This is a genomic window from Niallia alba, from assembly GCF_012933555.1.
GTDB lineage: Bacteria > Bacillota > Bacilli > Bacillales > Cytobacillaceae > Niallia > Niallia alba.
This window is the reverse complement of record NZ_JABBPK010000001.1, coordinates 2347940-2369922: the sequence shown is the minus strand read 5'-3', so window position 1 is coordinate 2369922 and position 21983 is coordinate 2347940. Positions and strand designations below refer to the sequence as shown.

The 21983-nt window shown below is 34.5% G+C and carries 28 protein-coding genes, 1 pseudogene and 1 other annotated feature; of the genes and pseudogenes, 3 read left to right on the top strand and 26 right to left on the bottom strand.

The genetic code is table 11. The features are described from left to right. Positions 1-43: 43 nt before the first annotated feature. The 6 genes from HHU08_RS11320 to HHU08_RS11295 form a co-directional block, all read right to left on the bottom strand. Complete coding sequence (locus tag HHU08_RS11320) at positions 44-379, bottom strand: hypothetical protein (RefSeq protein ID WP_169188486.1); 336 nt, start codon at positions 377-379, stop codon at positions 44-46. 263 nt (positions 380-642) lie between these two features. Then, complete coding sequence (locus HHU08_RS11315; RefSeq protein ID WP_101731319.1) at positions 643-960, bottom strand: HesB/IscA family protein; 318 nt, start codon at positions 958-960, stop codon at positions 643-645. Between the two features lie 150 nt (positions 961-1110). Beyond that, complete coding sequence (locus HHU08_RS11310) at positions 1111-1647, bottom strand: DUF5412 family protein (RefSeq protein ID WP_169188485.1); 537 nt, start codon at positions 1645-1647, stop codon at positions 1111-1113. 54 nt (positions 1648-1701) lie between these two features. Beyond that, entirely contained in the window at positions 1702-1911 is a 210-nt protein-coding gene (locus HHU08_RS11305) for a hypothetical protein (protein WP_169188484.1), read from the bottom strand. 70 nt (positions 1912-1981) lie between these two features. Next, positions 1982-2161: a hypothetical protein gene (locus HHU08_RS11300; protein ID WP_169188483.1), complete on the bottom strand. Its 180-nt coding sequence runs from the start codon at positions 2159-2161 to the stop codon at positions 1982-1984. Between the two features lie 641 nt (positions 2162-2802). Further along, the gene (locus HHU08_RS11295) at positions 2803-3282 is read right to left on the bottom strand and encodes a hypothetical protein (RefSeq protein WP_169188482.1); all 480 of its coding nucleotides are present in this window, start codon (positions 3280-3282) and stop codon (positions 2803-2805) included. Between the two features lie 311 nt (positions 3283-3593). Between HHU08_RS11295 and HHU08_RS11290 the strand changes: the two genes are divergently transcribed. After that, entirely contained in the window at positions 3594-4370 is a 777-nt protein-coding gene (locus tag HHU08_RS11290; protein WP_169188481.1) for a class I SAM-dependent methyltransferase, read from the top strand. A 122-nt stretch (positions 4371-4492) separates the two neighbouring features. Next, entirely contained in the window at positions 4493-4678 is a 186-nt protein-coding gene (locus HHU08_RS11285; RefSeq protein WP_169188480.1) for a hypothetical protein, read from the top strand. A gap of 114 nt (positions 4679-4792) precedes the next feature. Here HHU08_RS11285 and HHU08_RS11280 read toward each other — a convergent pair whose 3' ends face one another. The 18 genes and pseudogenes from HHU08_RS11280 to argS all read right to left on the bottom strand — a co-directional run bounded on the left by HHU08_RS11280 (position 4793) and on the right by argS (position 19583). After that, positions 4793-5326: a dihydrofolate reductase family protein gene (locus HHU08_RS11280; RefSeq protein WP_169188479.1), complete on the bottom strand. Its 534-nt coding sequence runs from the start codon at positions 5324-5326 to the stop codon at positions 4793-4795. A gap of 42 nt (positions 5327-5368) precedes the next feature. Further along, a complete protein-coding gene (locus tag HHU08_RS11275; protein ID WP_169188478.1) occupies positions 5369-5824 on the bottom strand; it encodes a GNAT family N-acetyltransferase in 456 nt (151 codons plus the stop codon). A gap of 144 nt (positions 5825-5968) precedes the next feature. Continuing rightward, the gene (locus tag HHU08_RS11270) at positions 5969-6142 is read right to left on the bottom strand and encodes a DUF3934 family protein (protein ID WP_101731329.1); all 174 of its coding nucleotides are present in this window, start codon (positions 6140-6142) and stop codon (positions 5969-5971) included. 219 nt (positions 6143-6361) lie between these two features. After that, entirely contained in the window at positions 6362-6553 is a 192-nt protein-coding gene (locus HHU08_RS11265) for a DUF6366 family protein (protein ID WP_169188477.1), read from the bottom strand. A gap of 103 nt (positions 6554-6656) precedes the next feature. After that, positions 6657-6845, bottom strand: coding sequence for a hypothetical protein (locus HHU08_RS11260; RefSeq protein WP_101731331.1), 189 nt, complete (start codon positions 6843-6845; stop codon positions 6657-6659). A 147-nt stretch (positions 6846-6992) separates the two neighbouring features. Beyond that, on the bottom strand, positions 6993-7592 hold the full coding sequence (locus HHU08_RS11255) for a DUF2441 domain-containing protein (RefSeq protein ID WP_169188475.1): 600 nt from the start codon (positions 7590-7592) through the stop codon (positions 6993-6995). Positions 7593-7740: 148 nt separating this feature from the next. Further along, complete coding sequence (locus HHU08_RS25445; RefSeq protein WP_263479848.1) at positions 7741-7872, bottom strand: hypothetical protein; 132 nt, start codon at positions 7870-7872, stop codon at positions 7741-7743. Between the two features lie 69 nt (positions 7873-7941). Next, positions 7942-8235 (bottom strand): antibiotic biosynthesis monooxygenase family protein, encoded by a 294-nt coding sequence (locus HHU08_RS11250; RefSeq protein WP_169188474.1) that lies wholly within the window; start codon positions 8233-8235, stop codon positions 7942-7944. Positions 8236-8286: 51 nt separating this feature from the next. Next, positions 8287-9231 carry a DUF2268 domain-containing putative Zn-dependent protease gene (locus tag HHU08_RS11245; RefSeq protein ID WP_169188473.1) on the bottom strand — a complete coding sequence of 315 codons (945 nt, stop codon included), beginning with the start codon at positions 9229-9231 and terminating at the stop codon, positions 8287-8289. A 95-nt stretch (positions 9232-9326) separates the two neighbouring features. Then, positions 9327-10457, bottom strand: coding sequence for a DNA polymerase III subunit beta (gene dnaN, locus HHU08_RS11240; RefSeq protein WP_169189662.1), 1131 nt, complete (start codon positions 10455-10457; stop codon positions 9327-9329). A 263-nt stretch (positions 10458-10720) separates the two neighbouring features. Next, a protein-coding gene (locus tag HHU08_RS11235) for an IS3 family transposase (RefSeq protein WP_169188472.1) occupies positions 10721-12075 on the bottom strand; the annotation gives its coding sequence in 2 pieces (ribosomal slippage) (positions 10721-11625 and positions 11625-12075; 1356 coding nt in all). A 226-nt stretch (positions 12076-12301) separates the two neighbouring features. Continuing rightward, on the bottom strand, positions 12302-12733 hold the full coding sequence (locus HHU08_RS11230) for a YfmQ family protein (protein WP_169188471.1): 432 nt from the start codon (positions 12731-12733) through the stop codon (positions 12302-12304). Between the two features lie 160 nt (positions 12734-12893). Further along, positions 12894-14330: a MocR-like pyridoxine biosynthesis transcription factor PdxR gene (pdxR, locus tag HHU08_RS11225; RefSeq protein ID WP_169188470.1), complete on the bottom strand. Its 1437-nt coding sequence runs from the start codon at positions 14328-14330 to the stop codon at positions 12894-12896. Between the two features lie 118 nt (positions 14331-14448). Continuing rightward, positions 14449-15375 carry a DUF2268 domain-containing putative Zn-dependent protease gene (locus HHU08_RS11220; RefSeq protein ID WP_169188469.1) on the bottom strand — a complete coding sequence of 309 codons (927 nt, stop codon included), beginning with the start codon at positions 15373-15375 and terminating at the stop codon, positions 14449-14451. Between the two features lie 226 nt (positions 15376-15601). Then, positions 15602-15799: pseudogene (locus HHU08_RS25935) on the bottom strand (Ger(x)C family spore germination C-terminal domain-containing protein); the annotation flags it as partial. 525 nt (positions 15800-16324) lie between these two features. After that, the gene (locus tag HHU08_RS11210) at positions 16325-16696 is read right to left on the bottom strand and encodes a VOC family protein (protein WP_169188467.1); all 372 of its coding nucleotides are present in this window, start codon (positions 16694-16696) and stop codon (positions 16325-16327) included. Positions 16697-17030: 334 nt separating this feature from the next. Beyond that, on the bottom strand, positions 17031-17699 hold the full coding sequence (locus HHU08_RS11200; protein ID WP_169188465.1) for a YcnI family copper-binding membrane protein: 669 nt from the start codon (positions 17697-17699) through the stop codon (positions 17031-17033). A gap of 207 nt (positions 17700-17906) precedes the next feature. After that, a complete protein-coding gene (argS, locus tag HHU08_RS11195) occupies positions 17907-19583 on the bottom strand; it encodes an arginine--tRNA ligase (RefSeq protein WP_169188464.1) in 1677 nt (558 codons plus the stop codon). A gap of 47 nt (positions 19584-19630) precedes the next feature. Further along, positions 19631-19843, bottom strand: a binding site (T-box leader). Between the two features lie 119 nt (positions 19844-19962). Here argS and HHU08_RS11190 point away from each other — a divergent pair. After that, positions 19963-20256 carry a hypothetical protein gene (locus HHU08_RS11190; RefSeq protein ID WP_169188463.1) on the top strand — a complete coding sequence of 98 codons (294 nt, stop codon included), beginning with the start codon at positions 19963-19965 and terminating at the stop codon, positions 20254-20256. 60 nt (positions 20257-20316) lie between these two features. On the opposite strand, the gene HHU08_RS11185 is transcribed toward HHU08_RS11190, so the two are convergent. Both HHU08_RS11185 and HHU08_RS11180 read right to left on the bottom strand, forming a co-directional pair. After that, positions 20317-20709 (bottom strand): hypothetical protein, encoded by a 393-nt coding sequence (locus HHU08_RS11185; protein ID WP_169188462.1) that lies wholly within the window; start codon positions 20707-20709, stop codon positions 20317-20319. A gap of 383 nt (positions 20710-21092) precedes the next feature. After that, positions 21093-21950: an AraC family transcriptional regulator gene (locus tag HHU08_RS11180; RefSeq protein WP_169188461.1), complete on the bottom strand. Its 858-nt coding sequence runs from the start codon at positions 21948-21950 to the stop codon at positions 21093-21095. Between the last annotated feature and the right edge of the window lie 33 nt (positions 21951-21983).

Genomic DNA, 21983 nt, shown 5'->3' with positions numbered 1-21983 from the left:
GGCACTATTATTTCTTCATTCCATTTAACAGGAGAATAGTGAGTTATTCACTAGTTAAAATGAGCTTTTTTGTATCGATATCGTATATTTTATAGCCTATTTCCCATTTATGATCTTTCGTGACTGTCATTGTACAAGAATAAGGCACTTTCTTACCATATGCATCCAGTTTAGGAATATCAGCAAATGTAAATATTTCGTCTGTATCTAGCATTTTGAAGATTGCTTCAGCAGAGCGACCTGATGAATCTATGTCGATAACACACTCTCCTTTCACCACATCGTATTCTTTAAACAGCATATATTTTAGGCTTGGCAAAGTGAAAGTTAACAGCAAAATACCTAATAACAAGACACCTATAGTTTTTGCTGCTTTCATTAAGGGAAACTCTTTATCGAAGTACATAGCAACTATGTAATATAATGACCAAAAAACGAATAAAGCTCCAAGTAAGAGCATTATGAAATACATAACCATTTTCTAATAATCCCTCTCTTTCATTGAGTATACGAGTGAACGGAGGAAATGTTTCAATTAATTTATTTTTACAGCTTTTTAAAAACAATAGGATAAATCAAATCATATATCCGCTTAAAATATAAAAAACAGGCACCTATTAGAGTACCTGATTCTTCCCTTTATTAATTCGCTTTTTGTTTTACTTCCAAATGGAAAGAATAAATTTCACTTGCGCCAATTAAGCGAAATCCTTTTCCCTGTACATAATCAAATTTCAAATCCTCATTAATATGCTTAATCGTTAATGGATCTAAATAAATCGTTAAACCATTATCTTCAAAGGCTGTATCATCTTCTTGTGGAAAATCAACCGCTAAATCAAAATTATAAACATAGCTGCAGCCACCACTAAAGATTGTGTTTAACCTATAAACTGCACCTTCAGGAACTTTATAGCTACGAAATTTTTCAACAGCCGCATCTGTGATTGTTACCTTCATCTTGCCATCTCCTACTTATTTTTACTTTCCTATATACTATTCCAATATAAGAATGTAGATAATCTTACTTTCAGCTTAATGGATTTCGTAAATGGTTGCAAAATTTCTGCTTTCAGATAAAGGTACAAGAATAACATATTGCTCATTGATTTAATATCCGTATCCTTCTCCTTTTTTCAAATCTAACAGATGATTGTTAATCGAAACGGTATGTTCATTTTCCCACTTAACCTCTACATGTTCGATATTATCTTGATAATAAATTCTCTTTTTAAACCATAGTGGACCGTTTAATTCTCCCCTAACTCCAAATGACCCCATTGCCCCGGCATCATATTGATAAAAATCAATGGTGTTCGTTCCATCAGGAGATTGTACGGTTTCCAGATGTTTATTTGCTCCAAATCCTGAGGCAAATATTACAAACAGTGTTGCAAGTAGAAATGCGATCGACAAGATAGAAGATAAAATGACCGTTACCCAGCTTCTTGTTTTTGTGTGCCTATTTCTTTTATCTTTAAAACCAATAATGCCGAAAATAAAAGCAGCTAGACTAAAGATAAGCAAAATATAATTGGGAGGTGCAATCAACCAAGTGTTGTTAATATTTGAATACAAGGAGTATGCTCCCAAGACTAAACAAACTAGGATTAAATAAAATGACCATACATTATAGCTCTTTTCCATAACGCTCCCCCTATTTAAGAATGTTCTTTCACACTCTATTCATTTGTTGAATTTCTATCCATAATTTCGATCTAAGAAAAGAAGAACATAACTACCTGCGGCAACAAAAATTGCTAGTTTAATAGTGAAAAACATCCAAAACTCAAAAGTTGTTAGTTTTCTTTTCTTTTTATTCTTTTTTAAATGCCAATAATAGAAAAACGTGCATAGTAATAGCAATACCAACGATAATTGATTGATTGTTTCTAATAGATTGATCATCATAAACACCTCTAATTAGTTGTTTAGATTTTAGGGTTAGATATGTAAGCTTTTATGAAAAAACCTTATTTTTTTATTGCGTTTTACTTCGCTTCAAATGCCTATAAAGATGGTCACTACCAATCAAAATTAAAATCCCCATCGCAACATTATTAACTATCATTTTGAAAGGATGAAGTCCTTCTAAATTATTAATCACCATTGCTGATAATATCAGTGCAAGAACAACGAAGTTTAAAATTTTGTTTTTCATAAGTAATTCACCTTCTTATTAGATCATTATCTTTTAAATACTCCGGTTCCATTTTTACCTTTTGGCATATATTTTGTAAAAAAGGCTGCCATAATTAATAGAAAAACACCATTAACATGCTCCTATCTTTCTATTTATTATCTATATATACGTTTTAGAACGAAATTAAGTTTCACTCCAAAGAGAAAACAAGCGGAATCAACAATCCGAATTTATTAGTTAATAGCTGACTTTTTAACAATAAAAGCACTGGCATTTGTTTTTAGCAATACTTTCTTTTCAAATTTCTATGTTATTTTAATGGAAAAGAAATGAAATAAATGGAGGATTGATTGTTAGCTTCTTTTAGAAATAGGCTCTGTTATTTTTCAATGTTGATTTCTGTAGCGCGAGAACGAATAAGCGGAGAATTTCCGGCTAATGTATAGAGACAGAGCCTAAATAGCAGATATAAGCGGAGAAATTCCGATTAACTTTGAAAATAACACAAAATCTAAAGATTTGGCTACGTTAAACGGAAAAACTTCCTTTATTTTTACAGAAATGCGTGTAATTTCTAATTTAACCGGAATTATTTCGTTTATTTTTCAAACACAGTAAAATCAACAATCAGTTAGAACAAAGCCTAGAAATAAATTAAGCTACTGACTTTTTATACAATTGTTTGTGTAATGCTTTTTAACAGACGGAAGTAGAGTAATATACTCAATGGAGATTCCTAGGAAGATATAGAACACATGAATTAAAGCAACTCCTTGAATCATATAAACTTCGACAGTTATCCAAATAATTAAGATAAAACCAATGTACAACGAACTATTCCATGACCAATGTAATTCTTTATACAGGCTGAGCTTTTCGGCAATTTTTAACGACTTTACAGAGATAAGAAAAATGGCAGTAATGATTGGAAGAATTCCCAACGCAAAAAATAATATAAGACCTGGAATCAGAAAATCATCAAAGGGGCTAGTTTGCAAAATATCCGTTGACATTGACAGAAGTGACCCATCAGGATAAATAATCAATAAACCTCCACCAAAAAGAGCACCTATTCCTAGAAAAACGTGTAAAAAGATTAACAAGTAACAAGCAATAGACTTCCGTTGTTTGGCAATCATAGAATCATCTCCAGAAAGATTATGTTTTCCAGATTAATTATAGCGTGTAGCAAAAATTTCAGGTCGATGAGTTATGACGGAACTGTGAATGTTTTTCATATGAACAACTCCATTTTAATAAACAAATTGCATAGAAATTGAAAAGCTACCTTGTTAAGAAAATTATAAGTGTGGAAATAACTCACAATTAAAAACTCTAGGAAAGCTTCCTATTTAAAATAAATCCCACATCTATCATTATACTAATTCCCTTTATCAATATTTTCCATTATAATTCAACTTACAAATATATACATAGGGAGAGTGTAGAAATGGAATCTTCTCAAAATGCAAAAGACAATTGGAATGCAGATTTATATGATGATAAACATTCGTTTGTTTCGAAATTCGGGAATAATTTAATCGAATTATTGAATCCAACACAAGGAGAAAAAATCCTTGATCTTGGGTGTGGAACGGGTGATTTGACGAACACCATTCATAGTTTTGGTGCTGAGACTTTAGGTATCGATAAATCGGAAAATATGGTGAAGCAAGCACACAACAAATACCCTCATTTAAAATTCATGGTTCAAGATGCAACAAGCCTACATTTTCCTAGCGAATTTGATGCAGTATTCTCTAATGCGACTCTACACTGGGTACACCCTCCTATCCAAGCTTTAGAAGGTATCTATCAAAGTTTAAAAAAAGGAGGAAAATTTATTGCCGAATTTGGCGGAAAAGGCAATGTTCAAACAATAACAAATGAAATTATCCGTCAAATAAAACAAGCAGGATTTCCGTTTAGCGAAGAACAATTCCCTTGGTTTTATCCAAGTATCGGGGAGTATTCACATTTAATGGAAAAAGTCGGATTTAGGGTTACCTTTGCGCAACACTTCGTTCGGCCGACCCCTTTAGATGGAGACAACGGCTTGAGAAATTGGATAGCAATGTTTGGAGATCAGCTGTTTCATGATATTCCTCTAGATGATAAGAACGACATCATTTCAAAGGTTGAAGAAAATGTAAAAGATATATTATATATAAAAGGAAAATGGATGGCAGACTATAAAAGGCTTCGAGTGATTGGTGTGAAAGAATAACGGAGAAAGCGAGTAAGCACTTTTTTTATAGGAAAATGCAAAATACAGACACCTATGTTACACTAAAATTATCCGAATTCAAATTATTCAATTAATGGAATTCTAAACTTGGGGGTGATATTATGTTCCTTTTACTAATAGCAATCGTATCGATCGTTATATGGAGTACGTTATCTCGAGATCTTGTAAAATCTTCAGAAGTGAAGAACAAACAGAAAAACAGACGTAAAGTAATCACTTTAATGTCTGCAGGTACTTTATCAACCATTATTCTGACCATCTCCCTTTTTCAAAATCTGCAATCATAAAATCCGCTTTACACAGAACTTCCAAAGTTATGGGAGTTCTCTTTTTTTGTCAAACTATAGGCAAAAAAGCATTACCACATACTGTAGCAACGCTTTAATTAGCCATTTTATTAATTATTTTTTCACTACATAATGGAGCTCTGCAAACTGATTGAAGGTTCGCATTCCCTTTAATGAAAGATCTAATTGATAATCCCCCTCTTTAAATAACGGAATGCCATTGCCTAGAATAGTTGGAGCTATCGTTACAATGATTTCATCAACCAGTTTTTCTTTCATGAAAGAATATAATAGTTCTCCTCCACCAACAATCCAAATGGATTTCCCCTCTTCCCTTTTTAGCTTATCAGCAAATTTAGTGACATCTTCATTAACAAATTTTACATACTCTGTATCCTCAATAGAAGACTTTGTAAAGACATAACAGTTTTTGTTTTTATACGGAAAATCCCCTTTTTCTTGGTCCATAATCCAATCATAAGTCCTTTTACCAAGTAATATGGTATCCACCGTGTCATAAAACTCGCTAATTCCGTTATCCCCTTCCCCTTCTACATTGAATAGCCATTCAAGAGAGTCGTCTTTCGTGGCAATATATCCATCTAAGCTAGTGGCAATAAATAATACTAATTTTCGTTTTTCACTCATAAAGTTCTCCTTCAATAATAACGATTTTCATAAACAGCAGAATTATATGTCTTTTTCCATCAACACATTCGTAGTCTTATATCCTACTTTCTCATATAATCCTCGGGCTACTAGATTATGACCAAAAACATGGAGACCTATTTTTTTCAATCCGAGCTCCTGCCCAACAATCTCTATTTGCTTTAGTGCTTCTTTGGCATAGCCATTCCCTTGGTATTGTTCACTTATATGTATATCATAGATAAATCCTAGTTTTTCAGACTTTTGCGCAAGCCATATAACGCCAACTGCCTCGTCATCCTTTCGAATGGTATATAAGAAATTTCGTTCCGTCTTCTCTCCTTGAGGCAAAAGTTTTGTATATTCCGCTTCCGCCTTGCTTATGGCTTCTTCCTGTTTCCAATTTCCAGACAAAACTTTTTCTTTTGCATAGTATTTAATCGCTGAAGTAAGATATGTTTGATATTCTTCCGCATTCATTAAAGCTATTTTAATCATTGCTTATCATCCCCTTACACTTTTAATTCTAGTTTTAATAATCGATTCCTGCTTTTCCGTAGAGGATGAATAATAATTTGAATAAGAAAAAAGCAATCCTTCAACATGGAAGAATCGCTCCATTAAGTTATATAGAAACAGAAACTATTTTTGGGAAGTTTCTCCATCCATCGTTTTCTCTGTATTATTGCGATTTTTAACACCCTTACTCGTGTAAGGCTTGTTACTCTTTTTTTTATTTGCACTAGCTTGCCAGCGATTCCAGCCCTTTTTCCCTGTTCCTCTGCCTGTTCCGCCCTTACCTTTTGCTTTACTCATACAATCAACTCCGATTTTCTTGTCCATTTACGTATCTATCATTAGTTAGTCTTATCCTTTTATTATGGCCAAAAACATACATAATGAACTATAAGTATATAACAAGGAGTTAATGTTTGAAACAATTAATAATTTTTGTATACGATTAAAAACTGTTTTTTCTTCCACTAACCTACTCTGACAGTACAAACAAAAGCCATTTTCCAAAAAATGCTATCCTTATTGAAAGAAAGCTGCATAAAGAATAAACCCTACTATGAGGACAAGAATCAATATTCCAGTACCCTTCCAGCCTAACCCGCCAACTAAGTCAGGGAGATTGCTGCCATGAATACTACTAGATGGATGTTTCAATTCCTCTTGTCGCATTTTTTCTCTTCTTATTTCCGGAGTATCTTTCTCTTTTTCCATTTTCTAACCCCCTATAAAATAAGCTAACAATCATTTAGGTTGCTTATCCATTAATAAATAGTAAAGAAGCATTAATCTTTCGTAGATTAATGCACTCGTTCCTTTAGACTTCCCTATTGTTTTTCTTTCCAGCAATCACAACCCTATACAAATCAAAAGCAGTAAACACAACCACTATTCCCCAAAAAATCAAACTGCTACCAATCGAATTATCACTAGATAAGACAATAAGGACGATAATCCAAAAACCAACCAATGAAAAAATTCTGTTTACCATTTCAGATTTAAACATTTAACACCATTCCTTTTGGAGATTATTCTTCATCGTTTGATGTATAGGGAAAGATAATTTTGCTATTTTTTCCATTTAATAAATAATACGTTCATTGCACAAGAAGGTTTCTCTAAAGTTTTTCTATCAAAATTCCATTTGTTACTTTTACTTAAATTCCTCTTTTGTAAAATCACGAATAATTTCCATCACTTCAATTTTTCCATTTATCAAAAGCTCAGGAAGTTCATTTTTCCCATTGCCCTTCCAATACTCCCGAGCTTGTTCTATTTTTCTATGGAAAGGTGCAGCCTCAATTGTTGGCAATAGCTCTCCATCCCCTTCAAAATAATTCCCATTCACGCGAAGCTTAACAATTTGTAAGACATTGCGATTAAAGGAATCAAATAATGCTTTCCATTTTAGAACCTCATCATAGCTTTTCGCAGCATATAAACAAGACAACCTGGAAGGATAATTGGGGTAATCCTGCAGTCTCACCATTTCAGTTATTACTTCTCTTATCGCTCTCATTGTGTGCCCAGCATACTGAACAACAACTTCGGCATTCTCTTTATCAAGGTGTAAGCCTTCGTTTGTATAATGATTATTTAAAATTTGCATAAAGTCCTTGTTTTGATCATTTAACTGTTCTTTTTCAAAAAAGAAATGGTATAAAGTATTTTTTTGATGTTCATCAAAGTTAATGACCTGTCCAAGCGACATTTTTTTGTTTGTTACAAGATGATAGGCAGAAAATTCTTTCATGTTTCCTCCCTCTGTATAAGACAAAAATGGCATCATCAGAAAACATTTACCACTTTTCAATTATCTGCTCCATTTTTTTCTAGTACATTAATTTTCTTTGCTGTTTAATATAAACGGACTAGCTACATAGTCTTACATGTTAAATAGACTATTTATCTCTTTCGCTTTTCAATAATTCTATAATTTCCTTGTTTTGTTCTGTCACTTTTCTTAGTTTCACTTCTATTGATAAACAAGTAATGGCTAATATAACTATTCCAATCGTTATGATAAATATCATATATACACCACTTCTCTTTTTATTATGCAACTATATTATTTTAATATTTAAAGAGATAGCTAAACCCGATTAAAGCATGACTCTACTAAAATGCTCCACTATTGGAAATGGATCGTAAAAATGATGTAGCTGTTTTTTCCATTCTTGGTACTCATTTGAATTCCTAAAGCCAACTGTATGGTCTTCTAATGTTTCCCATTGAACAAGCAGCAAATATTTCCCTTTCACTTCCATACAGCGCTGTAATTCATGAGAGATATACCCATTCATAGAAGAAATAATATTGGATGCCTCGCGAAATGCTTCTTCATATTTCGACTCCATGCCTTCCTTAACTTGTAACATCACGGCTTCTAGTATCATCTAATTCTCCCTATTTTCTTTATTTGATAAACTTATTTTTTTACAAATCACTTACTGATAATGCTCTATATAATTTCCCTCTTCAAATATTTCTTGGCTAGTAAGTCCCGTCCATTCTTCTGGTGTCAGGTCTGGATGTTTATTCAAATATGTTCTTACCATATTATAGCCCTCACTATAGCCATAATTAGGTGGCAATTTGTCTCCTCCATTTAATATTTCAGAAGCCCTTTTTAAATCATATGTCTGCAAATCTGGTTCTATTTGCTTCCAAAAATCCTTTTTAAAGTTGTAATATAAATTTTCTACTTCAATATCTGGATAAACCAATTTTTGAAACATAACTGCTTTTCCTTCCAAAATTAATCGATCCAAAACAGTTTCTTCCTCATCTTCCTTATAGTATTTCTCAAACCAAACACTATGATTGTATTCATGTGCAATTGTCGTCTTGATAAACTCTTCCGAATAATACTTATTATAGTAAACACTTATCTTCCCAGCACCCCACGCATCCATTCCATGGGTAATTTGGTCTTCTTCTACAGGAAAAATACATATATTCGTCTTATTTTCTGAAGATATGTAATCTGATGATTTAAGGAGTGCCTCTTGAATCGTCTTATTAAGCTTCTTCTCATCCATTATTTTAATGATTTCGTTAATTTCTTCCATATTTTCTGGTGCTTTCACAGTAAGGTCAAAATTACCTGCAAAAAATACTGCATCTTGATAACATGCATCCACAATTGGTTCTATCACCTCTTCATCAAACTGCCAAAAGTTTGGCTTAGATGAATCTTCTCGAATTCTATTTTCATAATTTTCATAAAGTTTATAAGCATGCACAATCTGATATTCCTGTCCCGTCTCAGGATGCTTAAAAGAATAATAGATATCATCTGATTCCTTCTCTTCTTTTATTGTCTCTTTCTGTTCACAAGAGATTAATAGAAGGAAAAATAGTAGAATAACAAGCACTCCAGGTTTTTGCATAACATTCTCCTACCCCTTTTTGATTTATTACGGACGTAACCCTAAAAAGGTTTCAGAAAATTTAAAATCAAATGAATAGGAGCCAAGTACAGTCATTAATACGAACGCACTGGGGATATTAGATGAAGAGACGTATTATTCCCAACTGGTTCCATTAAGACCGGTCTCATTGAACCTCCAAAACTTATTCTTATTTCTTCTTCTTTTATTACTTTTAAAGCTTCCAGCAAAAAGCTTCCATCTAAAGAGATACTTAAATCTGTCTCTCCATCCAGTTTATTTATAGTTTGTGTTTCCTCTATTTTCCCTATTTCAGATGAATTTGAGGTGATTTTTAATTTCGTATCCTTTTTTATTTCCAAATAGACATTGTTATTCTTCCATTCACTTGCAAAAAGACAAGCTCGATCCACGCCTTTTAAAAATTGCTTTGTATTGACCGTAATTATAGTCCTTGCATTTTTAGGGAATAATCCTGAGACATTTGGATAGTTCCCTTCGATTAATCGGGAATAAAGAGAAGTTAAATTGGTTTTAAATACAATATAGCTATCAGTAACAAATAGATCGATAAATCCAGATACATTCTGAATTAACTTACTAAGCTCCATGAGGCTCTTACTTGGAACGATAAAAGAACCACTTACATGAGAATCGATGGTAAGCTCTTTCCATGCTAAGCGATGTGAATTTGTAGCAATGCATGTAAGTTTACTATCTTTAAATAACATATTAACACCAGATAAAACTGGTCTCGCTTCACTTTTTGATACAGCAAAAGCTGTCTGTTTAATCATTTCTATTAAATCTGTGCTGTGCATTTTAATATGCTTCATTTCATCTATTTGTGGAAGCCTAGGATATTCTTCTGACTGGAAACCGTTAATTGTGGTAATAACCTCCTCCACTTTCAGGGTAGCTATTTGCTTTTCGTTAACTGTTAGATGGATTTTATCCGGTAACTTTCTCACTAGTTCACTTAAATATTTAGCAGATAATACGACACTGCCAATCTCTTTTACTTCTAACACATTGATTCCATCCATCTCTAATGGAATCACCTTTTCGATAATAATATCTGCATTACTTCCAATAACAATTACAGATTCTTTATTAGCGATAATTTTTATACCTGAAAGAATAGGAAAAGGTGTTTTCTGGGATACTGCTTTATTCACATCTGCTATTGCTCTATTTAAGCATTCACTATCAACAATAAATTCCATTATTTGCAACACTCCAAAATAATTGATAGTTATACAATTCGACATTTTTTGCCAATTCCCTTGTTCATTTTTTCTCTTAAACCAACTTTCAAAAAATCACATAAAAAAAACTACCAAACTGGTAGCGAATTTTAATAAGTTAAACTTATTTTTATGCGTTACTTGGAGCGAAAGGGGTGAGACTCCTGTGGGATTAGCGAGACAGCTGAGACCCTGCAGGCCAAAGGTGTAGTGACCCCCAAAAATTAGACACATATTTTATTTTAGACTGACATGGTCTGAGTTCGATAGTCAATTGGACTCAGACCATTTAATTTCATTTTAATTCGCTTCGTATTGTAATAATACATGTAAGCCTCTAACTCTTCTAAGAAATGCTTTTTATTTTCAAACTCTGTTTGATAGAAGAATTCCGATTTCATGATTCCAAAAAAATTCTCCATCACTGCGTTGTCATAACAATTCCCTTTTCTAGACATACTCTGAATAATATTTTGTTTTTTTAAGGCAGTTTGATAGGGCTCCATTTGATAATGCCACCCTTGATCCGAATGCATGATTAACCCTTCGTGATTCTTTGGCAAGTGTTCAAATGCCTGTTCAATCATTTGTGATACTAAGGAATAGGTCGGTCTAGAGCCGATTGTATAGGTGATGATTTCTTGATTGTATAGATCTAATATAGGAGATAAATAAAGTTTTTCTCCAAATAATTTAAACTCCGTTATATCCGTTACCCATTTTTTATTGGGTTGAGTAGCCTGAAAGTTACGCTTAAGAATATGAGGCGCGGTCTTTCCAACTCCCCCTTTGTAAGACTTATATTTCTTCATGCGAATCATACATTTTAGTCTTAATTCTTTCATGATACGCTGCACTTTTTTGTGATTGACTAAAAGGCCTCTATTATGAAGTGCCTGTGTTACCCGACGATAGCCATAACGACCATAATGTTCATTAAAAATAGAGGTAATTTCTTTTCTTAGTTTGGCATCTCTGTCTGGAAGATTTTTTTTCTTTACCAAGTAATAATACGTACTACGAGATAATTTAGCTATCATTAGTAGTTTAATCACCGGAAACTTATGCCTTAACTCATAGATCGCCATTACTTTATCTTCTTTGGTGATTTTTCCTTGTCCTGAACTAAGGCTTTCAACTTTTTTAAATAGGCATTCTCCATACGTAATTGTTCTATTTCTGCTTGAAGTTCTTTCATTTTATCTGATTCAACTGGTCCTTTTTTTGGCATGGCAGATGTTCCTTCTTTCTTGGAAACAAAGGCTTTTACTCCCACCAGGTTATACTGCTCCTCCCAACGCTGGATTGTATAGGGAGAAGAAAGATTAAAGCGAATAGCTGTCGTAAGATAAGATGCCCCTGTTTCTTCACGATATTTTAGTACCTCTAGTTTAAACGAGGGCTCATAAAAAGCGCAACTATTCCTAGGGATTAAAGCTTCTATTCCGTACGTCCGGTATAATTTTACCCACTTCGAAACAGATTTTCGATCAATCCCCATCTGTTTCGCTACTTCAGCAAAAGAATATTTTCCACTCTCATATAGTTGAACAACAAACAACTTTCCTTCTGCTGTCCATTTTTCCTTTTTCTTCATACAAAAAACACCCCACTTATTGTGTCCAATAAGTGGGGTGCACTGCAAGGCCGAAGCGGCTCAGCGCGAGCCCCACGGAAAGCGAACCCCTGTAGCGGAAAGCAACACCTTATTCGAAGAGATTAATAAAAAAATATATATATAAACCTCTGTCTCTAAAATATGGGAGTTTGTCTACAGTCTGAAACTACCAAACCGGTAGTTATAATCTTGTATCAATCAAATTCTATTTTTTATTTAAAATATCTAAATGAAGAGGATAGGTGCTATACGCGACTATTTTATTTTTGTATTTTTTCACAATATCCACATGATCCTTATAACTATTTAAAAATAATTTTATATTCTTATTTCCTTTTTTCGTATGAATAATGAGGGAATACTCAGCGTTATTTGAATGGAGGTATGTTTCTTCACTTCCTGGATATAGACTATATTTTTCTCTGACTACCGCTTCATTAAATACTTTTATTATCTTCTCTTTATTTTCCCCATCTACCTTCATTTCGTTGTAGATTATTTCTGTTTCTAGGTTATTAAGTCTCAAATGGAGCCTATACTTATCCAATAGCCAATCTACCACTCCAGTTGGTAAGCATGTCATTAAAATTTTTATTATACAAAATAACACTAATGCTATGATAGAAATCCAAGTCATCTAAATTCACTCCATTACGTATTCAATTAATGTTTTCTACATTATTAATAGTACTAAATTTCTTCTCGATATTGACCATCCAATTGACATATAAATTAACCATCCACTTTCAAAAAATAAAAATAAGATGCAAGTCTTTACTCCCTGCATCTTTCCACCACTATTCTCTACTAGACTTTAGTGCCTCTGCAAATCTTCTTATCCCCTCATCAATATTACTTTCAATTTCTTTCGCATAAGTAAATCGAATATAATGATGGTTTGAACCCATAGTCGAGCCAGGAGCATAAATAACTCCTTTTTTTAAAGACTCCTCCAATAGGCGGTTTTCGTTGACTTCTTGCTTTATCTTGCACCACAAATGAATTCCGCCAGTCGGAATCAAAAATTCCACTTCCCCTTTTAAATAGGTATCTAAGCTTTCGATGATTTGATTTCTTCTGCTCTCAAGTTGTTTAATTAAATGATTTAAATGGGATGCAAAGGAAGGCGATTCTAGAAAATCGTTTGCTACCCATTGGGAGTAACTTGAATGTCCAAAATCAATCTGTTGCTTAGCGTCGGATAATCTTTCTATCACTGGCTTTGGACCAATAATCCAGCCAATTCGAAGACCTGATGCGACAATTTTGGAGAGTGAGCTAATATATAATACATTGCCATTTTGATCCATCGACTTCAGCGGAAATATCGGTTTTCCGGAAAAAGAGGTTAAACTATATGGATCATCCTCTACAACTGGTATGCCATATTGGGAAGAAATTTCTAAAATCTCCTTCCTCCTTTTTTGACTGAGGGAAACACCAGTTGGATTTTGGAAGGCTGGATTTAGAAATATCATTCTAATCCTGTGTTTTCTATGTAACGAGATTAAATCATCAGGTTTTATGCCGTTTTTATCTGCTGTCAAAAAATAGGCTTTAACTCCTGCTGATTCAAATAATGGCAGACTATAATGATAAGAGGGATCCTCAATCGCTACCGCATCCCCGGGTTTAAGCAAACATTGAATAATTAAATGTAAAGCTTGTTGGGCTCCTGATGTAATCAATATAGAAGACGGGTTCGTATGCAAACCACGATATTCCTCCATATGATGGGCAATGGTCTTTCTTAGCACCTCGCTACCTTGTGGATGATCATAGCCTAATGATCCAATATAGGAGCGATCAGAAGTAATTTCCCGTAGCGATTTTAAAGGAAAAAGATCCTCTGAAAGCTCCCCACTAGCTAAATTGATCAAATGATGATCCACCATCTCTTTTCGTATCCGTTGCATGACAGGTACATTAGGCAGGAAGGATCCTGCTTCAATATAGCGATTCCAGCTAGGCACACGCTTTTTTGTTATTCCCCATATATCCTTGCTGATTGTTGTTCCACTGCCGCGTTTTCTTTCAATTAATCCATTTGACTCTAACTCATCATAGGCTGCAACTACTGTACTTCTATTTAACTCTAGCAATTTTGCTAAATTTCTTTCCGATGGCAGCGGCTTGTCTAAAGGAAAGGAACCATCTGCAATACCATTTTCAATAAACTCCGCTAATTGCTTATAGATTGCTTTTTTTATTTGTCGATCAGGTTTCCACTCCATTGTATCCACACTTCTTTACCTAATATTGCATCCATTTAGGACCGCTTTCTACTATATATTGGTTTTCATTATAACTTACTTTTCTTTCTATAAACAGTTATAGTGCTTTCCTTTTTTACTAATAGAGCTCCATATACTTTCCATCCTCATATATCTCTTCTCCAGATAGCTCTGTCCATTCTTCAGGAGTGAGCTCTGAGTGTGTGTCCAAATAAGCTTTCACTAAATGATATCCCGCGCTATACCCATAATCATCTGGAAGGTCGTCCCCGCCATAGATTATTTCATAGGCACGGTATGCATCATATAAATTTAATTCTGGCTCCACTAGTCCCCAATATTCTGTAAGAAAAGGATAGTCTGGATTCTCATATGAATTACCAGGGTAAACAATGTTTTCAAACATAACTGCTTTTCCTTCTAAAATTAAAATATCCAATATTGTATCCGCGCTTTCTCTATTAAAATACTTTTCCGTCCACACACTATGATGGTATTCATGTGCGATTCCAACCTTCAAAAATTCTTCATCGAAAAATAGCGTGTAAAGAACACTTATTTTCCCTGTGCCTTCGGTTACCATTTGCGGTAAATCAGGATCATATCGAGTTGGATATATACATACATTCGTCGCTTTGTTTGATGGAATATAATTTGCAGATTCTATTAATGCTTCTTTAATAGCCTTATTTGTTTTTTCCTCATCGATTGTGTTTATAATCGCGTTAACTAGTTCCATGTCTTCCGGAGGCTCGACTGAATATGTTTTCCCGCTTCTTTCAAAGTATTCCCCATCTTGGTAGCATGCTTCGAAAACAGGTTCAATTACTTCTTCTTCAAATATTTGCTCTATTGGTATAGTAGAATCCTTTTCTATCCTTTTTTCATAGTTTTCATATAGCTTATAAACATGCACTATATGAAATACTTGATTCGTTTCAGGATGATGGAAGGAATAAATCAACGTTTCTTCTTCCGTTTTTTGATCGAATGTTATCAAAAGTGTACAAAAAAGCAAAACAATTAAAACACGAAATAAACGCATACAATGTCTCCTCAATAATTACAAAGTAATGGATAACTTAAGCCATTCTATTTTCAGGCTGTTTGTATAATCATACATTCTCGTTTGATATCGGAGCAATCAATTTTTAAAGATTCGGAAAATAATTGTACCAGTCCATTCATCATTTTCCACAAAAAACAAGCTACAAATTTGCAGCTTGTCTTATCCATTCTTCCTTTTTCTCATCAAATTTCTTGGAGACTATTTATTGATATTTCGAGTTGAATTTAGGTACACTTTTAAAATTTCTCACTTTGATATGAATAGCATCGATGCTTAAAGGCGGAAACTGTTCTTCTTTATTGGATTTCCATATGTCCCAGTGATATCGATAAAGGTAATTCTCAAATTGATATATATCCCCGCCAATTTCCTTACTTTTTTTCAAAAGAGCTATAAATCTCCTCGATAAGTTGTTTCTTCATTTGCTTTATCATTTCATTAGAGTCTGACCTAAAATTAGAACTTAACACCGTTCATCCATATTAATTTTGAGCCGAGTTACTATACTGTTTTACTATTTTAATGAAAGAGTCCGTATGTACAATTGTAATAATTTTATAAAGCAACAATACCCAAAGTGGCAGAACAAAGAATGCTAGTAGGACACTAATCCACGCGTCTCTTTTAAAACTCCTGGAATTATTTCAACATGAGCGAAAAGACCTACAGATAATAGAACTAGATAAACAATGGAAATATACCGTAATCTATTTTGCATAGTAATTCCTTTTTTTATTGTAGTTCTGCTTAACATGCGCAATATATTATCTTATTTAAAATTTTTATCTCCTATTAAAAAAAAGGCTTTGTTAAATAGTATTGTTGTTTTATATGCAAAAAATATGGGAACGTCTGATTTGGACGTTCCCGTTCTTATTCCGATAAAACAACTGTTAATGAAAGAAAGTAATTTCTTATTATAATCTTACCAGTGTACTTGAAGCTTATTACCATTTGGGTCATAGAAGTGGAAAAAGGCGTGACCATTATCTTCTTTTATATCCTCGACCTTAACTTGATTTTCCATTAAGTGTTGATGAAATTCAGATAATTCTGGACTTGTAAAGCCAATGCTAAATTCTTGTTCATTATCAATTGTAAAATGTGCAAATGTTTCATCTTCTGTAGGTACTAAGATAAGTAAAAAAGGTCCTTCATTTACTTTTAAAATTGCCAGTTCCTCTGTATTGTTTAGTAACTGGAACCCTAATACATCTCTATACCATTTTGTAGACAGTTCTAAATCCTTAACAGGAATTCTAATATAATGTACTTGTTCAATAAATGATTTACTCATAGCCTTCTCTCCTTTATTTAATCCGATATATCAAATATTCCCTTTCTATATCCCTTTTTCCTTCCGATTATTGAATTAACCTGTTCTTAACTCCGCCTAATATCTGTACATAGAGCATTTTGAATGGATAGCTTGGAACCTATTGCTTGATCCAAACTCTTTTTTATAATCTGCCGATTACTAATAGAGAAATAGATTTCATCCATCTCTACTATGCCTTCCAAAAGTTCAAAATCCATCTGCTATAATGCAGATAGATTTTTATGCCTCAAATAAAAAAAGGCCATTCCCGAGAAGCTTATCTTACCCTAAGGAAATGAACCTTTTTATGATCTTATTTTTTTCTAATAAAAGTCAATACAATTGCAACAACTGATAAAACAATCGCGATAATTGAAAGAATAGTATTTGTGTTGGTACCTTCATGTGAATGCTCGGTATCTTCGTCTGTAGCATGATGGTCATCTGCAGTGTCATCTGTTGCTTCATCCGTTCCGTGGCTATGTCCATGACTATCAACCGTTGCATTGGATTGAGCAATGCTTGTAATGGAATGAGGTAGTTCCGCGTCACTGTCTCCTGTCCATTCTACAATACTGCCATCTGCATAGTATTGGAATGCATCCCAGGCAATATCGCCAGGCTCTTTAGGATTTTGGGCTCTAAATGTAAAAACTCGGTATTCTCCAGGCTTAATTGCCGTTTCTTCTGAGTCTGCTTCCCAGGTTACTGTAGCAACTTTATCATTATCGTCCGTTGTTGTAGTTGTCTTCCAACCAGCAACGGGCTCATACATTTTGTATTCCACATTTTCTGGAATTTTAATTGTTACCTTTGTTGTAGCAATATCTTTTTCAACAGGAATTCTTACTTCATATGTTTCCCAAGCCTCTGTAGTCGATTGAGTTGGATTCACTGTCACATGGGCACTAACTGGTAATGCAATGAAAAAGACAGCTGCAAATGCAACTAGTACAGATAATAATTTCTTATTATGTATCATTTTTAAGTCTCCTTTACTTTTTTCTGATTTCATAAAGAGAGGTTAACACTATCACTTATGTGTTAACCTCCTTCATCATAACAAATAGGGGAACTCCATTCAAAGAAAAAACAGCTTTTATTGTGTCTATTCTGTGAACGTTTTATGACAAATGCATTTTTATCGAGCTATACCCTATTTTAGCCAAACTGATTCCTCTTTAATCAGCTACATTGCTTCAGGAGCGGAAATGCCTAACAATCTTAAACCTTCTTTTAAAACAAGTGTAACAGCATATACCAATGAAAGTCTCCCTTGTTTCTCCTCATTCTCTTCTAATATTTGAACATGGGCGTAATATTTATTAAATGCTTTCGCTAAGTCGATAACATACTTGGCGATTTCAGAAGGATCATAATGCTCGATGGCTTTTTCTACACTTGTTGGAAAATCCATTAAGATTTTCACAATCGGAAAGCTAACATGATCCCACTGTAAGGAAGTTATGCTAGCTGGATGGGAAAATTGTCCTTTCCGTAATAAGGAACATGCTCTTGCATGTGTATATTGGATATAGGGACCTGTTTCTCCTTCAAACTTAAGCATATCCTGTAAGGAAAATTCTATATCTGTTAAACGATAGTGCTTTAAATCATGAAAAATGATTGCTCCTGTTCCAACTTGCTTCGCTACTTCTTCTTTCTTTTCAAGAGAGGGATTTTTTTCGTCAATATTTTTCTCTGCCAACTCGATTGCTGCTTGAAGTACCTCTTCTAATAAAACAACTTTTCCTTTTCTTGTAGACATCTTCTTGCCGTCTTTCAGCATCATGCCAAATGGAATATGAACCATCCCTTTTGCCCAATCATAGCCCATTTTTTCCAATACTTGAAAGAGCTGTTTAAAATGGAGTGTTTGCTCATTGCCTACCACATATAAGCTTTTAACAAATTGGTAGTTTTCCTGACGATAGATCGCAGCGGCCAAATCCCGTGTAGCATACAGGGTTGCTCCGTCGCTTTTTTTGATTAAGCATGGAGGGAACTCTTCAAGCTCCACCACCTGTGCTCCTTCTGATTCTACTAAAAGCTGTTTCTCCTTTAATATGTCGACAACCGCGTCCATCTTGTCATTGAAAAACGCTTCGCCATCATTTGAATCAAATGAAATTCCTAAGAGCTGGTAAATTTTATTAAACTCTTCTAAAGATTCTTTCCGAAACCATTTCCAAAGTTTAGTAGCTTCTTCATTGCCCTGTTCCAAATAGTTAAACCATTTTCTCCCTTCCTCATTTAAGATAGGATCTTCTTCTGCTTTTTCGTGGAAAAGGACATATAGCTTTAATAATTCTTTAATGGGATTTTTTCTTACTTCTTCTTCTTTTCCCCACCGTTTATAGGCAACAATTAATTTACCAAACTGTGTCCCCCAATCCCCAAGATGATTAATGCGAATGGGGGTATAGCCATTTTTCTCCGCGATTAGTCCAAGTGCATTCCCGATAACCGTCGAACGTAAATGGCCCATTGAAAAAGGCTTTGCAATATTAGGAGAAGACAAATCAATTGTCATTACTCCTTTATCTTTCGGGAAATCGCCATAATGCTCCTTTTGATCAAGAATTTCCTCCATTACTTTAGCGGCCACTATTGGCTGATGGAAGAAAATATTGACATAGCCACTTACTACTTCCACATGATCAATAAGTGGGGACTCTATTTTTTCAGCAATCTCCTCAGCAATAAGCTGTGGTGCTTTCCGCATTGATTTCGCTAGGGTAAAACATGGAAAAGCCATATCTCCTAAATGCGCAAATTTCGGTTTCTCTAACAGCTGTTCAATCGTTTCTTTTGGTAAATCCAAGTATGCTTCTAATACATTTGCTATTTCAGATTGGATGTTCATCAATATTCTCCTTTTATGAAATATAAAAAGCCCCCACCTCTTCCAAACGAAGAGGCGAGAGCTCAAAATCCCGCGGTACCACTCTAATTGTTACTTGCATAACCACTTAAATCAGTTAACGGCCTGTAACCGATCATTCCTACTTTCATTCAGAATGATATCTCCAAAGTGCGTTTCACTAATTGTTCCACATTAGGCTTCCACCATCCCTAATTCGCTATTGCTTTCCAATTAGCTACTCTCTTTTTCAACGAATTTCAATATTTTTTCTTATTATACACACACTTTTCGGAAGAATCCAATACTTTTTTTATTTTTAAAAAGGGGCAAGCGCCTTTCTTTTCCATTTACATATAGTATTGAGGGAGGTGAAATAATAATGAATTCTCAAAATAGAGCTTTCGGTGGACATATAGGTGCTGTTGGACCAGTTGGAGTTGGTGGTTTTGGAGGCGTAGGTCATGGAGCAGTAGGAGTTGGAGCTATTCCTCTTGGTGCAGTTACGCCAGCAGGTGGCTTTACTGCGGGTAATCCACTAATTATCACTCCTTTCCATCATGTTCCTACTACTCATCAACAGCATTGGAATTATGGTCAAACTTTCCCTTCTTACGCTCAACCATATGGCTATAATCCAGCTTATTCTACTTACGGAAATTACCCCTTTTATTGATTGAAAAAAAAGGCAACAACTAGAATAGAATCTAGTTGCTGCTTTTTCTACTTGCTGCTATTATTCTGTAATGATTTGTTTGTTTTTTCGCCTGCTTAGGAAAGTTACTACTAATCCGCCAAGTGAAAGGATTATCCCAGTAATGTAACCTACTAAACTTGCAGTACTTCCATTGTTCCCCATCGGAGCATCGCCTCTTCCTTCCATTCCATTAAACGGCGCCATGCCATTTTGATTATCCATGGAAAAACCATTATTTTCTGTGGAACTGGTATTCGTATTTGAATTTATGTTTGTATTTGCTGAGGCAGTTGCATCCGTCGGAGGTTGTCCCAACATGCCCATTCTCTCAGAAGGCTCTTCCCTATTTACATATGCTTCAACCCCAATTGTTGATTGAACCAATAAGAATAACATCGCAATTATACCTATCCAATGTTGAATTTTCTTCACTTTCATCTCTCCTATCTGTAATGTAGCTTTATTATGCTAGAGTTGGCTTAATTTTTTCTTAAATTTTTTTTAGATTGAGAGCGTGAGAAGATTATTCTATTATTCTCTGAAGAATGGGGATTGGTTTTAGTTATGGACGTTGTTTTTTTCTAAAAAGTGAGAGTCGCGCCTCTTATGAATGATTTTGTTCACTTAGTTTCACTTGCAAAGGTGGTTCATTTTGTTTATGAACGCCACTTTTCCCTTCTCTGAAAAATAGTTTTCATCCCCCATCTAAACGCCAATCGCCTCTTCCCTCCCACCAAAAAATCCGTTCATCCAATAAAAAAACCGATGGAATCTGACTTTATGCCTACTAGCATTGTCATTCCATCGGTTTTTTATTATTTTACTGGAATCCAAATTTCCGAATAGCAATTGTCACTTGATGGATCATCGTCTGTGTATCGTTCAAAGGAGATATAGCCTGCTTGTTGATAAGTACTGGTCGGCATCCATTCCGAATAAATCTGTTTCCAAACGTTTTGCATACTATGTGGCATTGGTCCATGTACTTCAAAAACTGCCCATTTGGATGCTGGAATGATAAGCTGGTCGTATTTTGCTGACTTTTCTTCAGTAGCAACCGCTATCCAGTAATCCATATTTTTCCCGCTAGCTTCCGATTGGTCTACACAAACACCAAGTACGCCTGGCACTTCACCTACTGATAACATCAAAAGCTCGTTCACTGTTCCATTCTTATTTACCTCTTCCCAGAGCTTAGGGATTTCGCGAAGATTTTCATCTTCTTGAAAGGAATAAGACTTTTTCATACCGACAATTGTAAATTCCTCTTTGTCTACTACTTTTACCTTCATTGGTTCTGCCCCTTTCAGCTGTACTTGAATGACGAGTGGGTTATATATTTTCAGACTGCCAATGCCTCTTCTCGTTTCACTCGGCGTAATACCATGCTGCCTGCGATATGCTTTTGTAAAAGCCTCAGGTGTTTCATATCCATATTTAAAAGCAATATCAATAATCTTTTCCTTTGATTGAAGCAAGCTTTGCCCAGCTATCGACAGTCGTCTTCTTCTAATATATTCCCCTACTGGTATTTCCGTAAGGATGGCGAATGTGCGTTGAAAGTGAAAAGCAGATACATTCGCAACACGTGCAATCTCTTCGATTTCGAGCTTTTCTTCTAAGTTTTTCTCGATATAATTCAATGCTTTTTGTAGTCCTTCCAACCATGTCACTTATCCCACATCCTTACCACTATTATATAGGGA

Coding starts and splice junctions, on each gene's coding strand:
- HHU08_RS11245 (WP_169188473.1), bottom strand. CDS start 9,231: ATGCAAAAACCTGGAGTGCTTGTTATTCTACTATTTTTCCTTCTATTA.
- pdxR (WP_169188470.1), bottom strand. CDS start 14,330: ATGGAGTGGAAACCTGATCGACAAATAAAAAAAGCAATCTATAAGCAA.
- HHU08_RS11220 (WP_169188469.1), bottom strand. CDS start 15,375: ATGCGTTTATTTCGTGTTTTAATTGTTTTGCTTTTTTGTACACTTTTG.
- HHU08_RS11230 (WP_169188471.1), bottom strand. CDS start 12,733: ATGACTTGGATTTCTATCATAGCATTAGTGTTATTTTGTATAATAAAA.
- HHU08_RS11320 (WP_169188486.1), bottom strand. CDS start 379: ATGAAAGCAGCAAAAACTATAGGTGTCTTGTTATTAGGTATTTTGCTG.
- HHU08_RS11250 (WP_169188474.1), bottom strand. CDS start 8,235: ATGATACTAGAAGCCGTGATGTTACAAGTTAAGGAAGGCATGGAGTCG.
- HHU08_RS11300 (WP_169188483.1), bottom strand. CDS start 2,161: ATGAAAAACAAAATTTTAAACTTCGTTGTTCTTGCACTGATATTATCA.
- HHU08_RS11270 (WP_101731329.1), bottom strand. CDS start 6,142: ATGAGTAAAGCAAAAGGTAAGGGCGGAACAGGCAGAGGAACAGGGAAA.
- HHU08_RS11280 (WP_169188479.1), bottom strand. CDS start 5,326: ATGAGTGAAAAACGAAAATTAGTATTATTTATTGCCACTAGCTTAGAT.
- HHU08_RS25445 (WP_263479848.1), bottom strand. CDS start 7,872: ATGATATTTATCATAACGATTGGAATAGTTATATTAGCCATTACTTGT.
- HHU08_RS11260 (WP_101731331.1), bottom strand. CDS start 6,845: ATGTTTAAATCTGAAATGGTAAACAGAATTTTTTCATTGGTTGGTTTT.
- HHU08_RS11190 (WP_169188463.1), top strand. CDS start 19,963: ATGAATTCTCAAAATAGAGCTTTCGGTGGACATATAGGTGCTGTTGGA.
- argS (WP_169188464.1), bottom strand. CDS start 19,583: ATGAACATCCAATCTGAAATAGCAAATGTATTAGAAGCATACTTGGAT.
- HHU08_RS11275 (WP_169188478.1), bottom strand. CDS start 5,824: ATGATTAAAATAGCTTTAATGAATGCGGAAGAATATCAAACATATCTT.
- HHU08_RS11295 (WP_169188482.1), bottom strand. CDS start 3,282: ATGATTGCCAAACAACGGAAGTCTATTGCTTGTTACTTGTTAATCTTT.
- HHU08_RS11305 (WP_169188484.1), bottom strand. CDS start 1,911: ATGATGATCAATCTATTAGAAACAATCAATCAATTATCGTTGGTATTG.
- HHU08_RS11255 (WP_169188475.1), bottom strand. CDS start 7,592: ATGAAAGAATTTTCTGCCTATCATCTTGTAACAAACAAAAAAATGTCG.
- HHU08_RS11210 (WP_169188467.1), bottom strand. CDS start 16,696: ATGAGTAAATCATTTATTGAACAAGTACATTATATTAGAATTCCTGTT.
- dnaN (WP_169189662.1), bottom strand. CDS start 10,457: ATGGAATTTATTGTTGATAGTGAATGCTTAAATAGAGCAATAGCAGAT.
- HHU08_RS11290 (WP_169188481.1), top strand. CDS start 3,594: ATGGAATCTTCTCAAAATGCAAAAGACAATTGGAATGCAGATTTATAT.
- HHU08_RS11285 (WP_169188480.1), top strand. CDS start 4,493: ATGTTCCTTTTACTAATAGCAATCGTATCGATCGTTATATGGAGTACG.
- HHU08_RS11315 (WP_101731319.1), bottom strand. CDS start 960: ATGAAGGTAACAATCACAGATGCGGCTGTTGAAAAATTTCGTAGCTAT.
- HHU08_RS11310 (WP_169188485.1), bottom strand. CDS start 1,647: ATGGAAAAGAGCTATAATGTATGGTCATTTTATTTAATCCTAGTTTGT.
- HHU08_RS11265 (WP_169188477.1), bottom strand. CDS start 6,553: ATGGAAAAAGAGAAAGATACTCCGGAAATAAGAAGAGAAAAAATGCGA.
- HHU08_RS11200 (WP_169188465.1), bottom strand. CDS start 17,699: ATGATACATAATAAGAAATTATTATCTGTACTAGTTGCATTTGCAGCT.